The sequence below is a fragment of the Arthrobacter sp. TS-15 genome (assembly GCF_006964045.1).
Classification (GTDB): Bacteria; Actinomycetota; Actinomycetes; order Actinomycetales; family Micrococcaceae; genus Arthrobacter.
The window spans coordinates 81,830-97,556 of sequence record NZ_SDXQ01000012.1 but is presented as its reverse complement, the minus strand read 5'-3'; the positions used below and the strand labels follow the sequence as shown (position 1 = coordinate 97,556).

The window sequence follows — 15,727 nt, the reverse complement described above, 5'->3', positions numbered from 1 at the left end:
ATGAAGAACCATATCCTCCAGGGTGTAGTCGAGGAGGATTCCGCCGGCCAGATTGAGCTTGCCCGTGTCAGCAATGGATGCCAGCCGCTCCTCTACCTCAGCGGGCAGGATCTTTTCGGGGTCGAAGCCCTCAAGTCCAAGCAAGACAGCTGTGAACGTCCCGTGTCCCTTGCCCGTGGCGGCCAAGGAGCCGTAGAGATCAACCCGCAAGCCTGCAACGGATTCGAGCACCCCGGACTCACGGAGCTCCCGGGCAAACACCGCCCCAGCCCGCATCGGCCCCACAGTATGAGAACTCGACGGGCCAATACCCACAGTAAACAGATCAAAGACCCCAACGGCCATGGTCATTTCCTAACGACGTACAACGAATAGAACCCGCCCCGCCCCCAACAAACGGAGCGGACCCTCAAACCCCAAACACCAACCACCAACCACGAGCCCGACTGCCCCCTCCGACGCCGCCCCTCGGCACCGCGCCTCGCCATTCCGGGGGTTCGCTGCCCAACATGCCGTTCGCACGGCATACTGCGCAGGGAACCCCCGAATCGGCCAGGAATAATCTCCCAAGCAAACGGACAAGTGCGCCCGGCCCCAACACTGGTGAGTGGAACGTCGGCTCCTGTGGACCTGGCAACCCGAGCGAACCCAACAGGCGAACCCGAGGGGCGAACACGCCGGGCTACTGCGAGAGGTTAGCTACACCCGGGTACAGCGGGTGCGCCTTCGCAAGAACCTCAACGCGGTGACGCAGCCCGGAAAGGTCGGCATCGGCGTCGGCGATCAGTACTTCGGCGATGATGTCCGCGACCTCCCGGAAGGCTGCTTCGCCGAATCCGCGAGTAGCCAACGCAGGGGTGCCGATGCGGAGGCCTGAGGTGACCATGGGCGGGCGCGGGTCGAACGGGACGGCGTTGCGGTTGACGGTGATGTCGATCGCGGCGAGCCTGTCTTCGGCTTGTTGGCCGTTGAGTTCGCAGTTGCGCAGGTCCACGAGAACCAGGTGCACATCTGTTCCGCCGGACACAACGGAGATGCCCTTGGCTGCCACATCTTCCTGGATTAGGCGCTCGGCCAGGATGCGGGAACCGGCCAGGACGCGTTCCTGGCGCTCACGGAACTCCTCCGAAGCGGCAATCTTGAACGCGACAGCCTTGCCCGCGATGACGTGCTCAAGTGGTCCGCCCTGCTGGCCCGGGAACACGGCCGAGTTGATCTTCTTGGCGATGTCGGCGTCGTTGGAGAGGATGATGCCGCCGCGCGGACCGGCGAGGGTCTTGTGCGTGGTGGACGTGGTGACGTGCGCGTGCGGGACCGGGGACGGGTGCAGCCCGGCGGCCACCAGCCCGGCGAAGTGGGCCATATCCACCATCAGGTAAGCGCCCACAGAATCAGCGATCCGGCGGAATTCAGCAAAGTCCAGCTGCCGCGCGTATGCGGACCAGCCGGCAACGATGAGCGCGGGCTTGTGCTCCTGGGCCAAAGCCTCAACCTCGGCCATGTCCACCGTGTGGGTGTCCTCGCGGACCCCGTACGGAACCACGTTGTAGAGCTTGCCGGAGAAGTTGATGCGCATACCGTGGGTCAGGTGGCCGCCGTGGGCGAGGTTCAGGCCCATGATGGTGTCGCCCGGCTTGATCAGCGCGTGCATCACCGAGGCGTTCGCCTGTGCACCGGAGTGCGGCTGCACGTTCGCGTACTCGGCTCCGAACAATGCCTTTAGACGGTCAATAGCCAGCTGCTCGATGACGTCGACGTGCTCGCAGCCACCGTAGTAGCGCTTGCCCGGGTAGCCTTCGGCGTACTTGTTGGTCAGCACCGAACCCTGCGCCTGCATGACAGCCACGGCCGTGTGGTTCTCGGATGCGATCATTTCCAGGCCGTCGCGCTGGCGACCCAGTTCGTCGTCGATCTTCGCAGCGATCTCGGGGTCCAGCTCGGCGAGCTGTGCGTCCAACGACGCCGACACCACCTGCTGGTAGTCAGTTACAGATACCGGGTTCACAGTTCTCCACCGTTCGTTGCAGCGTATTCTTCGGCCGACATGAGCGGCCCTTCTTCCGTTGCGGCCACCTTGAACAGCCAGCCTGCACCGTAGGGATCGTTGTTGATGAGCGCCGGATCGCTGACAACGGCGTCGTTGATCTCGGTCACCTCCCCCGTCACGGGCGAGTACAGATCGGACACGGACTTGGTGGATTCCACCTCGCCGCAGGTCTCCCCCGCGGTCACAGTGGAACCAACCTCGGGCAGGTCCACATACACAATGTCGCCCAAGGCATCAGCGGCAACCGCGGAAATCCCGATCCCCACCGGCCCGTCCCCATCGACGGCAACCCACTCGTGCTCAGCCGAGTACTTCAATTCAGCAACTACCTTGCTCATTCCAATTCCTTCTCTCTCTTCGAGTTTTTGTACAGTTGATGCCCTCAAAGGGGCCTCATAAGGGCGTTATGTGTACAAAAACTCCTATTTTTGGCGCTTGTAGAACGGCAGCTGCACAACCTCGAAGGCTTCTGCCTTGCCGCGGAGGTCGACGTCCACCATCGTGCCGGGTTTTGAATGTTCGACGTCGACATACGCCAACGCGATCGGGTAGCCGAGCGTGGGGCTTGGCTGGCCGGAGGTGACTTCGCCGATCAGGGAACCGTCCTTGAGGACGGAGTAGTGGGCGCGGGCAGCTCGACGACCGGTGCCCTTGAGGCCCACGAGCTTCTGGCCGAGGGTGGATCCGACGCCCGCGGCCTTGATAGCCGTGAGCGCGTCGCGGCCCACAAAGTCGCTTTCCTTGGCCAGGGAAACGACGGGGCCCAGGCCTGCGGCGTAGGCGTTGACGTGGCGGGAGAGCTCGTTGCCGTAGAGGGGCATTCCTGCTTCCAGGCGCAGGGAGTCACGGGCTGCGAGTCCGGCGGGGATAAGTCCGTGGCCTTCGCCTGCCTCGAGGAATGCTTCCCAGAGGCCAGGCGCATCGACGTTAGGGATGTAGATCTCGAAGCCGTCCTCGCCGGTGTAGCCGGTGCGGGCGAGCAAAAGGTCCTGCCCGTTGATGGAGACCTCCACGGCCGCGTAGTACTTCAGCTCGGTGACCAGAGCGTGCTGCTCTGTCGGGACCAGAGCAAGCAGGATCGCTTCGGCGTTCGGACCCTGCACGGCGATCAGCGATGTCTCGGCCGACGCGTCTTCCACCACGACGTCGAAGCCGGCTGCGCGCGCCAGCAGCTCCGAAGCAACCACCTCCGCGTTGCCCGCGTTAGGGACCACCAGGTACCTGTCCACGCCTTCTTCGGAGGGCCGGCGGTACGTAATGAGGTCGTCGATGATGCCACCGTCTGCGTTGCAGATCAGTGAGTACTTGGCTTTGCCCACCGCGACGGCGGACAGTTTGCCCACCAGCGCGTAGTCCAGGAACGCGGCTGCGTCCGGGCCGGACACCCAGACTTCTCCCATGTGGGAGAGGTCGAACAGGCCTGCCGACTTGCGGACTGCGTGGTGCTCGGCGAGCTCGGATTCGTATTTGAGGGGCATCTGCCAGCCACCGAAGTCGGTGAAGGACGCGCCGGCCTTTTTGTGTTGCTCGTAGAGAGCGGTGTACTTCTCAGACATGTGGGGAGTCCTTAGTTTTCAAAATCTTCGAGGGGCGGGCAGGAGCACACGAGGTTGCGGTCACCGGCGGCGCCGTCGATGCGGCCAACAGGAGGGAAGTACTTGTCCTGCTTGAGGTGGTGGACCGGGAAGGCGGCCTGCTCACGCGGGTAGTCACGGTCCCAGTCGGAACTCACGACGGCGGCAGCCGTGTGCGGCGCGTTGCGCAGCGGCGACTTCTCAACAGTGAAATCACCACCGGCCACCTGTTCGATCTCGGCACGGATAGTGATCATGGCTTCGATGAAGCGGTCGATCTCGGCAAGGTCTTCCGACTCCGTGGGCTCCACCATGAGCGTCCCCGCAACCGGGAACGCGAGCGTGGGAGCGTGGAAGCCAAAGTCGATGAGGCGCTTGGCAACGTCCTCGGCCGTGACACCCGTGCGTGCGGTCAGCTCGCGGAGGTCCAGGATGCACTCGTGGGCTACCAGTCCGCCCTCGCCCGTGTACAAAACCGGGAAGTGCTCATCCAGGCGGGAGGCAACGTAATTGGCTGCGAGCAGCGCGGACTTGGTGGCTTCGGTGAGACCCTGGCCGCCCATGAGCTTCACGTACGCCCAGGAAATCGGCAGCACACCGGCAGAGCCATAACGTGACGCCGAGATGGCCACCCCGTGTCCTTCCTCGTGCGCCGCTTTGTTCGCGTCGCCCGGCATGAAGGGAGCCAGGTGGGCCTTGGCAGCTACAGGTCCAACGCCCGGTCCGCCGCCACCGTGCGGGATGCAGAAGGTCTTGTGCAGGTTCAGGTGGGACACGTCGCCGCCGAACTTTCCCGGCTGGGCCAAGCCAACCAGGGCGTTGAGGTTGGCGCCGTCAACGTAGACCTGGCCGCCGGCTGCGTGGATCGCGTCGCAAACCTCGCGGACGTCGGCGTCGTACACACCGTGCGTGGACGGGTACGTGATCATGATGCAGGACAGCACGTCCTTGTTGGCCTCGATCTTGGCCGTCAGATCGGCATGATCAATAGTGCCGTCGGCAGCCGTAGCCACCACAACAACCTTCATGCCGGCCAGCACAGCCGAGGCAGCATTGGTCCCATGAGCCGAAGCAGGGATCAAGCAGACAGTGCGCTGCTCGTCGCCACGGGACAGGTGGTAGCCGCGGATCGCCAGCAAGCCGGCCAGCTCGCCCTGCGAACCGGCATTGGGCTGGATGGAGACCTGGTCGTAGCCGGTGATCTCCGTGAGGTCCGCCTCGAGGTCGATGATCAGTTCACGCCAACCGGCCGTCTGGTGGTCGGGAGCGAACGGGTGGATGGAAGCGAACTCCGGCCACGAGATCGCTTCCATCTCGGCGGTCGCGTTGAGCTTCATGGTGCACGAGCCCAGCGGGATCATGGTTCGGTCCAGCGCGAGGTCCCGATCGGACAGCTTGCGGATATAGCGCAACAGCTGCGTCTCGGAACGGTGCGTATTGAACACCGGATGCTGCAGGAAATCGGAGGTGCGGACCACTTCAGAGGGCAGTTCGAACCCTGCGGCGTCCCTTACTGGACCGGCACCAAAGGCGACGGCCACCGCGGAGAGGACCTCCGGCGTCGTGGTTTCATCAACGGAAACGCCAACGGTGTCCGCGTCGATGAGCCGCAGGTTGATGCCGCGGGCTTCGGCGGCGGCGATGACCTTGTCAGCTTTGCCGGGAACGCGGACGGTGAGGGTGTCGAAGAAGGCCTCGGAGACGAGTTCGCGGCCGGCCTTCTGCAGTGCTGTAGCCAAAACACGGGCGTGCCCGTGGACTGTTTCGGCGATCGCCTTCAGGCCTTCGGGACCGTGGTACACGGCGTACATCGAGGCGACGATCGCGAGCAGAGCCTGAGCGGTGCAGATGTTGGACGTGGCCTTCTCGCGGCGGATGTGCTGCTCGCGGGTCTGGAGTGCCAGGCGGTAGGCAGGAACGCCGGCGTTGTCCTTGGAGACGCCCACGATGCGGCCGGGAAGCGTGCGCTCCATGCCTTCGCGGACGGCCATGTAGGCAGCGTGCGGGCCACCGAAGAACAGCGGCACACCGAAACGCTGTGCGGTTCCGACGGCGACGTCCGCACCTTGCTCGCCCGGGGGCGTGATGAGGGTGAGCGCCAGCAAATCGGCGGCAACCGTTACCAGGGCACCGCGTTCCTTCGCATCAGAAATGACGCCGGAATGGTCGAAAACGCGGCCCGAAACGCCCGGCTGCTGCAGGACGATACCGTTGATGTCGCCGTCCGGAAGGCCGGCCGACAGGTCCGCAATCTCAACCTCGAAGCCCAGCGCCTCGGCGCGGCCCTTCACTATCGCGATGGTCTGCGGGAGGAGGTCAGCGTCCAGAACAGTCTTCCCGTCCTTGGCAGCCTTGTTCTTGTTGGCCCGGCGCATCAGCAACACGGCCTCGGCAACGGCGGTGGCTTCATCCAGCAACGAAGCGTTGGCAACAGGCAGTCCGGTGAGGTCCTGGACCATGGTCTGGAAGTTGAGGAGCGCTTCGAGGCGACCCTGGGAAATTTCCGGCTGGTACGGGGTGTAGGCCGTGTACCAAGCGGGAGCTTCGAGGATGTTGCGGCGGATAACCGGGGGCGTGACGGTGTCGTAGTAGCCCTGGCCGATCATCTGCACGGCGGTCTTGTTCTTCGAAGCCAGCTTGCGCAACTCTGTGAGGACCTGCACCTCGGTGAGGGCATCGTTCAGCTTCAGCGCTGTGTCCTGGCGGATGGAATCGGGGACCGCGACGTCCACCAAGCCGTCGACAGAGTCGTAGCCGATGGCCTTGAGCATGGTGTCAACGTCGGCCTGGCGACGGGCGCCGATATGCCGGTCCGCGAAGGCGGTGGGGGTTGATTTAACAGTCAAGAGGAACTCCATGATTCAGGCGCCCACTGAGCGCCACGATGATGTGGGGTTCCTCCCCGCTCTGTATTGGACCTGAGAGATTCCGCAGGGATGGTCTCCTGCTTGCACCGTCGGTGAGCCCGGTTGCCCGGACTGCTTTCCAGAGTTGCCTAACCGCGGCGGTACATGGGCCTGAGAGATTCCTGGGGAGGATTTGCTCCTACGGCGCCTGACTGGATGTACCGGCAGGACTCTCCCGCCGCAGATCAAAAGCGTTGCGTCACCATGAGTGACACGCTTCACACCATAGCGGGTAGTTTCGAAAAAGCGCAAGCAAGGTGCGGCTACTGGTGCATGGTCTCGTGAATCTGCAACGCGAACCAGAGTTGCGCCACCGTGGAGGTCTCACCCATGTCCAGCCCCGTCAGCTCACCGATTTTTCGTATGCGGTAGATGATTGTTTGCCGGTGCGCGAACAGGGCGGCAGCCGTCTTTTGCCAGGAACGCTGCGAGTTCAGATAGGTCCGCAAGGTGACGATGAGATCGCCGTCCTGGCTCTGCTCGTAGTCAAAATTGGGCCCAGCAGTCGCCGGACCAGCGCCGTTCCTTCCTCAAAACCCGTCATGCCCAACCACGATGGTCCCTGCGCATAGTGGGCGACGTCCAGCTTGTTGGCCTTGGCCGAGCCGAGAGCCCAAAGGGACTCCTGAAGAGCCCGTTGCAGCCCCGCAACGGCGGCCGGGGCACTGATGCCGATGACGGTTTCCGCGCCGGCGCAGTGCGCCAGGACGTCGTCGTCCGCATCAGCTGGGACCACCACATGCAGCCTGTTGTTCCGCTTCAAGGACGCTGACGCAACCCCGTGCCGCCACAGTTCGATGTGCACGCCAGCCAGCCCACCGCCGTCGTCCGCTTGCTTGACAGCGTCCAATTCCCTGGCAGCGTCCGCCGACATGGAGGCGAGCACGAAATCCCGGGCCGGCACCTCAAAAGCCGTCAGCCGGCTCTCCATCTCGGCCACTCCGAGGCGTCCCTCCATGGCCTGCATCAGGAACTCGCCGGCCAGCCGGTGGCGGCCTTCCAACGACAGGACGATGCGCGAAAGCTGCAGTCCCAGCACGGTCGCGGCATGGAGAAGTACGACGGCGTCCGGGTGCGGTTCGCTGTTGGGCAGCACCACCAGAAGCGCGTTTGCATGGGTGGGAATGTCCATGGTCAGCACGTGCCTGCCGCGGATCCGGTGCCACTGGAAGTTCTTGCCGGCCACAGAGACCCGGCCGGGAAGCGGGGCCCATTCGTCGGCCAGGAAGTCCGGGAGCCGCTGACCTTCGGGATGCCACGGATGCAGGCAGCGGCGGTCCACCACGAACAGCTCTGCGTCGAGCTCCGTGGCAAGCCGCTGGACAAGGCTCTGCCAATGATCCTCGGATGCCCCGACAGTCCGGAGTAGATCGTAGACCCGCGCTGTCTGCCGGAGTCGTCGGGATTCTTCCACCAACGACGCCTCAGCAACCGAGCGGGCGATCGCGATGAACGGCAAGGGATACGGGATGTTGAGCAGGGGCAACGGCAGCCTGTCGCAAGCGGCCAGGAATTCCGCGGTCAGGGGCGGCGCGTGCATCTTCTCGCCGATGGCCAAGGCGCTGGCGCCGGAGTCCATCAAGGCTTCGGCGAGCGCCACTTGCCCGTCAGCGTCAGCTGGAATCGAGAGGCCATTGGTCATCATGAGCTCGCCGCCTGTGACCCATTCCCAGAGCCGTGGCAGGTCCGAGGTGTGGGCCCACGTGATGCGGTTGTCGGCGCCGCCAGATCCGGCCAGGAGCGTGAGGCCAAGCTGCGGCTCGGCGACGAGTTCGGCGACGGTGATTGCCATTGGTGGACTCCTGTTCTGTACGTTGATGGGGCGCTTTAGACAAAGGTATAAGAGACTTCATCATTTGTATTCAAAGTGCAGATAGCCGGAGTGACGCGGGTCACCAAGAATTGAAGTACTTACTCCCCCCGCTCCCCAAGAGCACTCACGAGAGAGGGTTGCAATGAGCGCAACAAGCAACCTCATTGACGATGCCCCACTGACCACGTTTCACAAGAAGCTGACGTTCTTCGCCTCCGGCGGACCGTTCATTGATGGGTATGCCCTATCCATCATCGGCATCGCCCTGATCACCATGACGCCGGGGCTGCAGCTCAGCACGGCTGAAATCGGTTTGATCGGCGCGGCCAGCTTAGTGGGCATTTTCTTCGGCGGTGCCGTCTTTGGGTGGCTCACCGACAAGATCGGCCGGCACAAGATGTACATAGCCGATCTCATCGCGCTGGCCGTCTTCTCCCTCTTGAACGGCTTCGCGACCGAAGTGTGGCAGGTTGTCCTGTGCCGCTTCTTCCTTGGAATGGCCATTGGCGCCGACTACCCCATCGCCACCTCCCTTCTGGCAGAGTTCCTGCCGAAGAAGCACCGCGGCCGTCTGCTGGGCGCCACCTTCGTGGTCTGGGCCGTTGGCGCGGCCGTCGCGTACGCCGTCGGTTATCTGCTTCGGGACATGGGTCCGGACGCCTGGCGCTGGATGGTCGCCAGCCCTGCGATCTTCGCCATCATTACCCTGCTGTGCCGTCTCGGCACCCCAGAGTCGCCTCGCTGGCTGCTCTCCCGAGGCCGACGTGATGAGGCTGACGCAGTCATCAAGAAGGTCTACGGGCAGCAATACGGGCTGAGCGATATCGCTTCTGACAGCGAGGGTCCCGCCAAGCAGGGCCGATTCCTGGATATCTTCAGGGGCCAGTATTGGAAGCGCACGTTGTTTGTCTCCATCTTCTGGACGGCCCAGGTGATCCCGCTCTTCGCCGTCTACACGTTCGCCCCGGACCTTCTGGCATCTTTCGGGATGCACGGCGACGCCAACCTCTACGGGGGATCGTTCCTGATCTCCATGTTGTTCGTGGTGGGTGGCATTCCCGGCCTCTGGCTCGTGGAAAGAATAGGTCGACGCAAGTTGCTCCTTTGGAGCTTCGGCGTCATCGTGGTGGCACTCGCCATCCCGGCCTTCATTCCCGACGTCCAGGCCGCACCGCTGTTCATCGCGTTGGCGATCTTCGCGCTGGCTTCCGGCGCCTCCAGCTTCCTCGAAGTTGTCTACCCCAACGAGCTCTTCCCTACGGAGGTCCGCGCAACGGCAGTGGGCTTCGGCACGGCAATCAGCCGCATCGGCTCGGCGGCCAGCACGTACTTGATGCCCATCGCCATTGTGAGCTTTGGTGCCGCCGGTTCCCTGCTCATCGGCGCCGTCATCTCTCTGGCTGGCCTGATAGCGACGTTCTTGCTCGCGCCGGAAACGGCCAACAAGTCCCTCTCAGAACTCACCAGTAAAAAGAAGCCGGGCACCCCGGAGTCCCACAAAGTAACCGAAGGATCCCTGTCATGACCACTCACCAGCCCATTGGCCCCGTCGATGCCACCAAGGTTCCCCGCTTCGCAGGATTGGGTACCTTCGCGAGGCTGCCGCAGATCGATCGCGTTCCCGACTACGACATCGCGATCGTCGGCGTCCCGTTCGACGGCGGTACCTCCTACCGTCCCGGCGCCCGGTTTGGCCCGGCCGCAGTCCGCGAGGCCTCCCGCCTGTTGCGCCCCGGATACCACCCCGAGCTGGACGTCGAGCCGGTCAACGAAGTCCAGGTCGTGGATGCCGGCGATATCGCGTGTACGCCCTACGACATCAGCCGGGCAGTGCGCGAGATCGAGGAGCAGGCCCGCCCGCTGATCAGCCAGGACAAGAAATTGATCTCCATCGGCGGCGACCACACCATTGCCCTCCCCATGTTGCGGGCCCTCAACACAGTGCACGGCCCCGTTGCACTGCTTCACTTCGATGCCCACCTGGACACGTGGGACACCTACTTTGACCAGCCGGTCACTCACGGGACCATCTTCCGCAGGGCCTTCGAAGAGGGGCTCCTGATTGAAGACAAATCCATGCATGTAGGCATCCGTGGCCCGGTTTACGATCGCAACGACTTCCTTAAGGACCACGAGTTCGGCTTCCAGATCATTCGCTGTTCTGACCTGGATGTCATCGGCGTCCCGGCGGCCATTGACCAGGTCAAGCAGCGGTTGGGCGATACTCCCGTGTACGTTTCCATCGACATCGACGTCCTGGATCCGTCCTACGCACCGGGCACTGGCACGCCTGAAATGGGCGGACTGCATTCCCGCGAACTTCTGGCACTGCTCCGCGGCCTGAACGGCATCAACATCGTAGGCGCCGACGTCGTTGAAGTAGCGCCCGCCTATGACCACGCCGACATCACCAGCGTGGCCGCGGCAACCGTGGTGTTCGACCTGCTGGCTCTCATGGTGAACAGAGGGAAGGGCGCAAGGGTTTCCCAGCGCGATCTGGAAGCAACGTCCGCCTGATCCGGAACGCCCAAGCTGGAATCCAGTGGGGGTCCGGCGGCCAAAGACACCGCTTGACCCCCACGTGAAACCCCGGAGTGGTAGTTTGATCTCTGCTGAGGCAGACACCCGCACCCAATCGGAGGACCATCCATGTTTAAGGGTTTCAAGGACTTCATACTTCGCGGCAACGTGATTGAGCTGGCCATTGCCGTCGTCATCGGCAGTGCCTTCACCGCTCTTGTCGGAGCCTTCACCAACCACATCATCAACCCCGTGATCGCTGCCGCCGGCGGCATGAACGCCGAAGGACTGGGCTTCAAGATCTGGGAGAACAACCCCGCTACGTTCGTTGATTTCGGCGCCGTGCTGACCGCCCTGGTGACGTTCGTGATCACCGCGGCCGTGGTGTACTTCATCTTCGTGGCACCCATGAACAAGATCAACTCCCTGGTCAAGGACCGGCTCTCCACCGAGGAGCCCGAGGAGGAGCCGCTGCCTGCAGATACTGCGCTGCTGGCCGAAATCCGCGATCTCCTGAAGGACGCGGCCGCCGCCCGCAACGCAGGCCAGGGTTCGGACCTCGACCCGGACCTCGATTCGGACCGCATCCACTAGGCCCCGCTCTCCGCGATCGCCCCTTTCCGGTTGCTTCACTGAACCCGGTTGCTTGAAGAACCCGGCGTTCTCCTCGCGAGAACGCCGGGTTCTTTGCGTTCACTGGGCTGTCCCCGGAACGTGACGCACAGGCAATCGGTTCGAAACAGGGGCAGGGCAGCATGAAAGCATGAAGCCCAACCCGAGCACTCCCGTCACCGCGGACCTCCTCTGTGATGTCTGCGGCCAGTTGCCCGAACCGCCCAAGGCCCGCCTCACCCTCGCCAACATCGCGGTCATGCTTCCCATCGAGCTCCTGGTCCATGCCGCAGTGGTGGAAACCCATCTGCCCTACGTGGCCAAGGTCCTGTTGCTGGCGGTCACGGCCACCGTGCTGGTCATCTGGGTGGCTGAGCCGTCTGCCGCGAAGGTTCTGCGGCGTTGGCTGCACGGCGCAGCCCTTCACCGGCGCAGGCAGCTTCATCTGGCGCCCTCGCTGTGGCGCGCGCGTACCCTGCTCCACGACCAGCCGGGATCACTGCAGAAAATCACCCAATCACTCGCGAAGTTGGACAGCAACATCCTCAGCCTGCATGTCCATGTGACGGCCGGAGCCGGTATGGAGGGTGCGGTGATGGACGAGTTCGTGCTCTCGGCACCGGGGAGCGTCACCGAACAGGAACTGCTGAAGGCACTGCACGACGGCGGCGGGCGTGAGTCCCAGGTTTGGCCCACCACCGCACTGGCCATGGCCGATGGCCAAACCAAGGCGCTGAGCCTCGCCACAAGGGTCGCCGGGAATCCGCAGGAACTCCCCCTGGCTGTCGCCGAGCTTCTTTCCGCGAAAGTAGTTCCCATCGATCCGGAACGCCCGGGCAGCGAGGCGACAACCGGCGTCGGGCCTTCAACAGACATCCTCAAGATCCCGACGGCCTGGCATGGACCACTGGTCTTCTCTCGTGCTGGCGAGCCGTTCACTCCGGCAGAATCGGCGCGTGCGCACCGGCTCGCCGAGCTGGCAGAGATTCTGGCATACAGTTCGGCCTCAACGGAGGGACAGCGGGGTTAGGCAGGGCGCCGCAACGGGCTCGGTCACATTCGGCGGGGAGCCCAGGTATACCAAAACCCTTGACAGTGCCGCACATCACATCTAGTTTTGTTTTTGGGATCCCAAAGCGGGATCCCAAATGATCCCGCTTCCGGCTGTGGTTCCGCCCCATCGATGGGCAGGCCCACAACAGCTGCCGCCGGCGCGGGTCAGGCTGCAGCGGTATCCCGCCCGGCTCATCCCCCCAAGACATTCCATCCCGTTGACTCCTAATGAAGGAGAAGCTGTGTCTCCCCAAAACACCCAACTGGCAACCGAGGAAACCCAGGAGAACGAGCCCACATCCGGCAAGAACGGCGTGCAGCGACGCACGAACGTCCGCTGGAAGCTCTTCATCCTGCTTCTGGTCCTCGTCGCGGTCAATTACATAGACCGTGGTTCCATCTCCGTAGCCCTCCCCATCATCCAGAAGGAATTCAACCTGCCTCCCGAGCTCGTCGGGCTCTTGTTGTCGGCCTTCTTCTGGACCTATGCCCTGATGCAGATCCCCGTCGGTTGGCTGATCGATAAGTTCGGCCCCCGCAAAATGGTCACCGCTTCCTGCATCGGCTGGGGCGCGGCCACGGCCGCTTCCGGTTTCGCTGGCGGATTCGTCAGCATGTTCATCGCCCGCCTGGGTATCGGCGTCACTGAAGCCGGCGTCATGCCGGCAGGTGGCAAGCTCAATGCCATCTGGATGCACAAGAAGGAACGTGGCCGCGGCGCCACCATCCTCGACGCCGGAGCTCCCCTTGGCGCGGGCCTGGGCGGCATCCTCATCACCTGGCTGATCGCGTCCACCGGCAGCTGGCGGATGTCCTTCATCATCGCCGGAGCAGCCACCATCCTCATGGGCCTTGCAGTCTGGTGGTACATCCGCGACAACCCCCGCCAGCACAAGGGCGTCAATGAGGCAGAAGCCGCCTACATCGAGGCTTCCCACGCCGAGGACGATGCCGAGGCCGCAAAGGAAGGCGCCCAAGGCAAGCGCGCGCTCCTCCCCTACTTGAAGTTCCGGTCCTTCTGGGCCATGTGCTTCGGCTGGCTTGGCTTCAACGGCGTCTTCTACGGTCTGCTGACCTGGGGTCCGCTTTACCTGGCACAAGCCAAGGGCTTCGACCTCAAGACCATCGGCTGGTCCACGTTCGTCATCTTCGGTGCCGGCTTCGTCGGTGAAATCCTCGGCGGCATCATCGCCGACAAGTGGCGCGCCTCCGGCGCATCCGCGAACCTCGTCATGCGTACGCTGCTGGGCATCTCCAGCGTCGTCGTGGTGAGCGGCCTCGTAGGTGTCACCATTGTCGCGGACCCGATCACCGCCGTCGTGCTTCTCTCGGTGGTCCTGTTCTTCCTGCGCTGGGTTGGCCTGTTCTGGTCCATCCCGTCCATCCTTGGTGGCCGGACCAACGCCGGTGTCCTGGGCGGTGCCATGAACTTCAGCGGCAACATTGCCGGATTCGTCACCCCGATTGTGGTAGGCCTGATTGTCGGGGCCACCGGCTCCTACACCTGGGCACTGCTGTACTTTGTTGGATCCGCCGTCATCATGGGCATCTCGGTGCTGGCACTGGATTACAACAAGCGACTCCCGGTCTGACTCGCATCGACCGGTCCGGCCGGACGGTCCTGAACCGCCGGATGGCCGGATGCCCGTCGGGTCGCCGGGCGCACTGCCTCACACATCACGAATTGGAGCTGGACATGCTTGCCGCAGAAGACACGAAGAACACTGACCGCCCCCTCCGGGAGTCTGTGCGTGACACGCTCCGTTCCAGGATTTTTGAGGGGCACTATGCGCCCGGCACCCGGCTGGTGGAACGCGATCTCGCCGCCGAATTCAATGTCTCCCGCCTTCCCATCCGCGAAGCCCTGAGGATGCTCCGGCAGGAGGGCCTGATCCGCGACCGCGCCGGCCGCGGCTCCGAGGTCAGCGGGCTGAGCCCCAAGGACGTGGAAGATCTCTTCGATGTCCGCCAATCCCTTGAGGTGCTTGCCTGCCGCCTGGCCGCCAAACGAGCCACCGTGACAGATCTCGAACACCTCCAAGGCCTCCTGAACGAGGCCGACCGCTGCCTGGCCAAGGGCTCCATTCTGGAAGCCCACCGCGCCAACAGCGAATTCCACGATGCCATCACGCGCATCGCCAACAACGATTTCCTCCGCTCCGCACTGGAACCCCTGCAGGGACGCATGCATTGGCTCTTCCGCCATGTCAGCGACCTCCCGGAACTCATCCAGGAACACCGCGACCTCTACGCCGCCATCGCCAGTGGCGATCCAGACCGCGCCGCCGCGCAATCGGCGTCGCACATCGGCAAGTACCGCGAGCAGTTCCCGCAGGAGTCCAGCGCGACGGAGCCCAAGCTGCAACGGAAGAAACCATGAAACTCCTGGTCATCAATCCCAATATCAGTGACGACGTCACAGCCCTGATCGAAGCCGAAGCACAGCGGTCGGCGGGTCCGGATACCGAGTTGATCGTGCGGACCGCCGGGCACGGCGTCGAATATATCGAGACGCGCTTCGAGGCACTGATCGCTGCGGGTGCGGTTGCCGAACTCATCGCCGAATACGGGCACGACGGCGGCACTCACGCCGGGGACGAACCCGGCGGAACCGCGGTGGACGGCGTTGTGGTGGCTGCCTTCGGAGACCCCGGCATGCCGGCCTTGAAAGAGCTGGTGGACGTACCGGTCATCGGCATCACCGAGGCCGCCCTGTGCGCAGCAGCACTGCAAGGCCACAGGTTCTCCATCATCGCCATTTCGGACCGCATACAAGCCTGGTACCTCGACTGTGTTGAACGATTCGGCTTCGGTGGCCGCCTGGCCTCCATTCGCTCCATCAACCAGAGCCTGAACTCGATCGGCTCCGTACAAGCCGATTTCAAGGAAACCCTCTTGGCACTTAGCCGGCAGGCCGTCGACGAGGACGGCGCCGACGTCGTGATCCTCGCGGGTGCACCGCTCGCCGGACTGGCCCGGGAACTTGAAGGCCACATCCCCGTGCCGGTGGTTGACGGTATCTCGGCCGGCATTCGTATGACGGAGGCCGTGGTGGCCCTGCGTTCCGGCGCCCATCGCAGCGGTTCGTTCGCAGCACCGCCGGTGAAGGCCAGGCGGGGCCTGTCGCAAGACCTCGACGCCGCCTTGGCCACAGCGCAGTCGGCCCACCGCCCTGCCACTGTCTAGAACTTTTCAAGAACAA

Annotated in this window: 14 protein-coding genes and 1 riboswitch; of the genes, 7 read left to right on the top strand and 7 right to left on the bottom strand. The window is 63.7% G+C overall.

Features of this window, described 5'->3' with window-relative positions:
- The 7 genes from EU811_RS05395 to EU811_RS05370 all read right to left on the bottom strand — a co-directional run.
- Window positions 1-345 (bottom strand): serine dehydratase beta chain (locus EU811_RS05395; RefSeq protein WP_274595829.1); only part of this gene is annotated, 345 nt, incomplete at its 3' end.
- Window positions 346-682: 337 nt separating this feature from the next.
- On the bottom strand, window positions 683-2,005 hold the full coding sequence (gene glyA, locus EU811_RS05390) for a serine hydroxymethyltransferase (protein ID WP_142937463.1): 1,323 nt from the start codon (window positions 2,003-2,005) through the stop codon (window positions 683-685).
- Entirely contained in the window at window positions 2,002-2,385 is a 384-nt protein-coding gene (gene gcvH, locus EU811_RS05385) for a glycine cleavage system protein GcvH (protein ID WP_017197389.1), read from the bottom strand. Before gcvH ends, glyA begins: the two co-directional genes overlap by 4 nt.
- Before the next feature lie 84 nt (window positions 2,386-2,469).
- A complete protein-coding gene (gene gcvT / locus EU811_RS05380) occupies window positions 2,470-3,603 on the bottom strand; it encodes a glycine cleavage system aminomethyltransferase GcvT (RefSeq protein ID WP_142937462.1) in 1,134 nt (377 codons plus the stop codon).
- 11 nt (window positions 3,604-3,614) lie between these two features.
- Window positions 3,615-6,467 (bottom strand): aminomethyl-transferring glycine dehydrogenase, encoded by a 2,853-nt coding sequence (gene gcvP / locus EU811_RS05375; protein WP_142937461.1) that lies wholly within the window; start codon window positions 6,465-6,467, stop codon window positions 3,615-3,617.
- Between the two features lie 149 nt (window positions 6,468-6,616).
- Window positions 6,617-6,715: riboswitch (glycine riboswitch) on the bottom strand.
- A gap of 75 nt (window positions 6,716-6,790) precedes the next feature.
- Window positions 6,791-6,976: a helix-turn-helix domain-containing protein gene (locus tag EU811_RS24085; protein WP_238703303.1), complete on the bottom strand. Its 186-nt coding sequence runs from the start codon at window positions 6,974-6,976 to the stop codon at window positions 6,791-6,793.
- Window positions 6,961-8,319, bottom strand: coding sequence for a PucR family transcriptional regulator ligand-binding domain-containing protein (locus tag EU811_RS05370; protein ID WP_238703302.1), 1,359 nt, complete (start codon window positions 8,317-8,319; stop codon window positions 6,961-6,963). Before EU811_RS05370 ends, EU811_RS24085 begins: the two co-directional genes overlap by 16 nt.
- Window positions 8,320-8,482: 163 nt before the next feature.
- Between EU811_RS05370 and EU811_RS05365 the strand changes: the two genes are divergently transcribed.
- The 7 genes from EU811_RS05365 (at window position 8,483) to EU811_RS05335 (ending at window position 15,711) form a co-directional block, all read left to right on the top strand.
- A complete protein-coding gene (locus EU811_RS05365) occupies window positions 8,483-9,865 on the top strand; it encodes an MFS transporter (protein ID WP_142937460.1) in 1,383 nt (460 codons plus the stop codon).
- Window positions 9,862-10,857: an agmatinase gene (gene speB, locus EU811_RS05360; RefSeq protein ID WP_142937459.1), complete on the top strand. Its 996-nt coding sequence runs from the start codon at window positions 9,862-9,864 to the stop codon at window positions 10,855-10,857. The genes EU811_RS05365 and speB overlap by 4 nt, the downstream gene beginning before the upstream one ends.
- A gap of 132 nt (window positions 10,858-10,989) precedes the next feature.
- A complete protein-coding gene (gene mscL / locus EU811_RS05355) occupies window positions 10,990-11,454 on the top strand; it encodes a large conductance mechanosensitive channel protein MscL (RefSeq protein WP_142937458.1) in 465 nt (154 codons plus the stop codon).
- A 169-nt stretch (window positions 11,455-11,623) separates the two neighbouring features.
- On the top strand, window positions 11,624-12,502 hold the full coding sequence (locus EU811_RS05350) for an amino acid-binding protein (protein WP_142937457.1): 879 nt from the start codon (window positions 11,624-11,626) through the stop codon (window positions 12,500-12,502).
- A 265-nt stretch (window positions 12,503-12,767) separates the two neighbouring features.
- Complete coding sequence (locus EU811_RS05345; protein WP_223941225.1) at window positions 12,768-14,117, top strand: MFS transporter; 1,350 nt, start codon at window positions 12,768-12,770, stop codon at window positions 14,115-14,117.
- A gap of 104 nt (window positions 14,118-14,221) precedes the next feature.
- The gene (locus tag EU811_RS05340; RefSeq protein WP_142937456.1) at window positions 14,222-14,905 is read left to right on the top strand and encodes a GntR family transcriptional regulator; all 684 of its coding nucleotides are present in this window, start codon (window positions 14,222-14,224) and stop codon (window positions 14,903-14,905) included.
- Window positions 14,902-15,711: an aspartate/glutamate racemase family protein gene (locus EU811_RS05335; RefSeq protein WP_142937455.1), complete on the top strand. Its 810-nt coding sequence runs from the start codon at window positions 14,902-14,904 to the stop codon at window positions 15,709-15,711. Before EU811_RS05340 ends, EU811_RS05335 begins: the two co-directional genes overlap by 4 nt.
- Window positions 15,712-15,727: the final 16 nt, after the last annotated feature.

Coding starts and splice junctions, on each gene's coding strand:
- mscL (WP_142937458.1), top strand. CDS start 10,990: ATGTTTAAGGGTTTCAAGGACTTCATACTTCGCGGCAACGTGATTGAG.
- gcvT (WP_142937462.1), bottom strand. CDS start 3,603: ATGTCTGAGAAGTACACCGCTCTCTACGAGCAACACAAAAAGGCCGGC.
- speB (WP_142937459.1), top strand. CDS start 9,862: ATGACCACTCACCAGCCCATTGGCCCCGTCGATGCCACCAAGGTTCCC.
- EU811_RS05335 (WP_142937455.1), top strand. CDS start 14,902: ATGAAACTCCTGGTCATCAATCCCAATATCAGTGACGACGTCACAGCC.
- gcvH (WP_017197389.1), bottom strand. CDS start 2,385: ATGAGCAAGGTAGTTGCTGAATTGAAGTACTCGGCTGAGCACGAGTGG.
- EU811_RS05340 (WP_142937456.1), top strand. CDS start 14,222: ATGCTTGCCGCAGAAGACACGAAGAACACTGACCGCCCCCTCCGGGAG.
- EU811_RS05365 (WP_142937460.1), top strand. CDS start 8,483: ATGAGCGCAACAAGCAACCTCATTGACGATGCCCCACTGACCACGTTT.
- EU811_RS05370 (WP_238703302.1), bottom strand. CDS start 8,319: ATGGCAATCACCGTCGCCGAACTCGTCGCCGAGCCGCAGCTTGGCCTC.
- EU811_RS05350 (WP_142937457.1), top strand. CDS start 11,624: ATGAAGCCCAACCCGAGCACTCCCGTCACCGCGGACCTCCTCTGTGAT.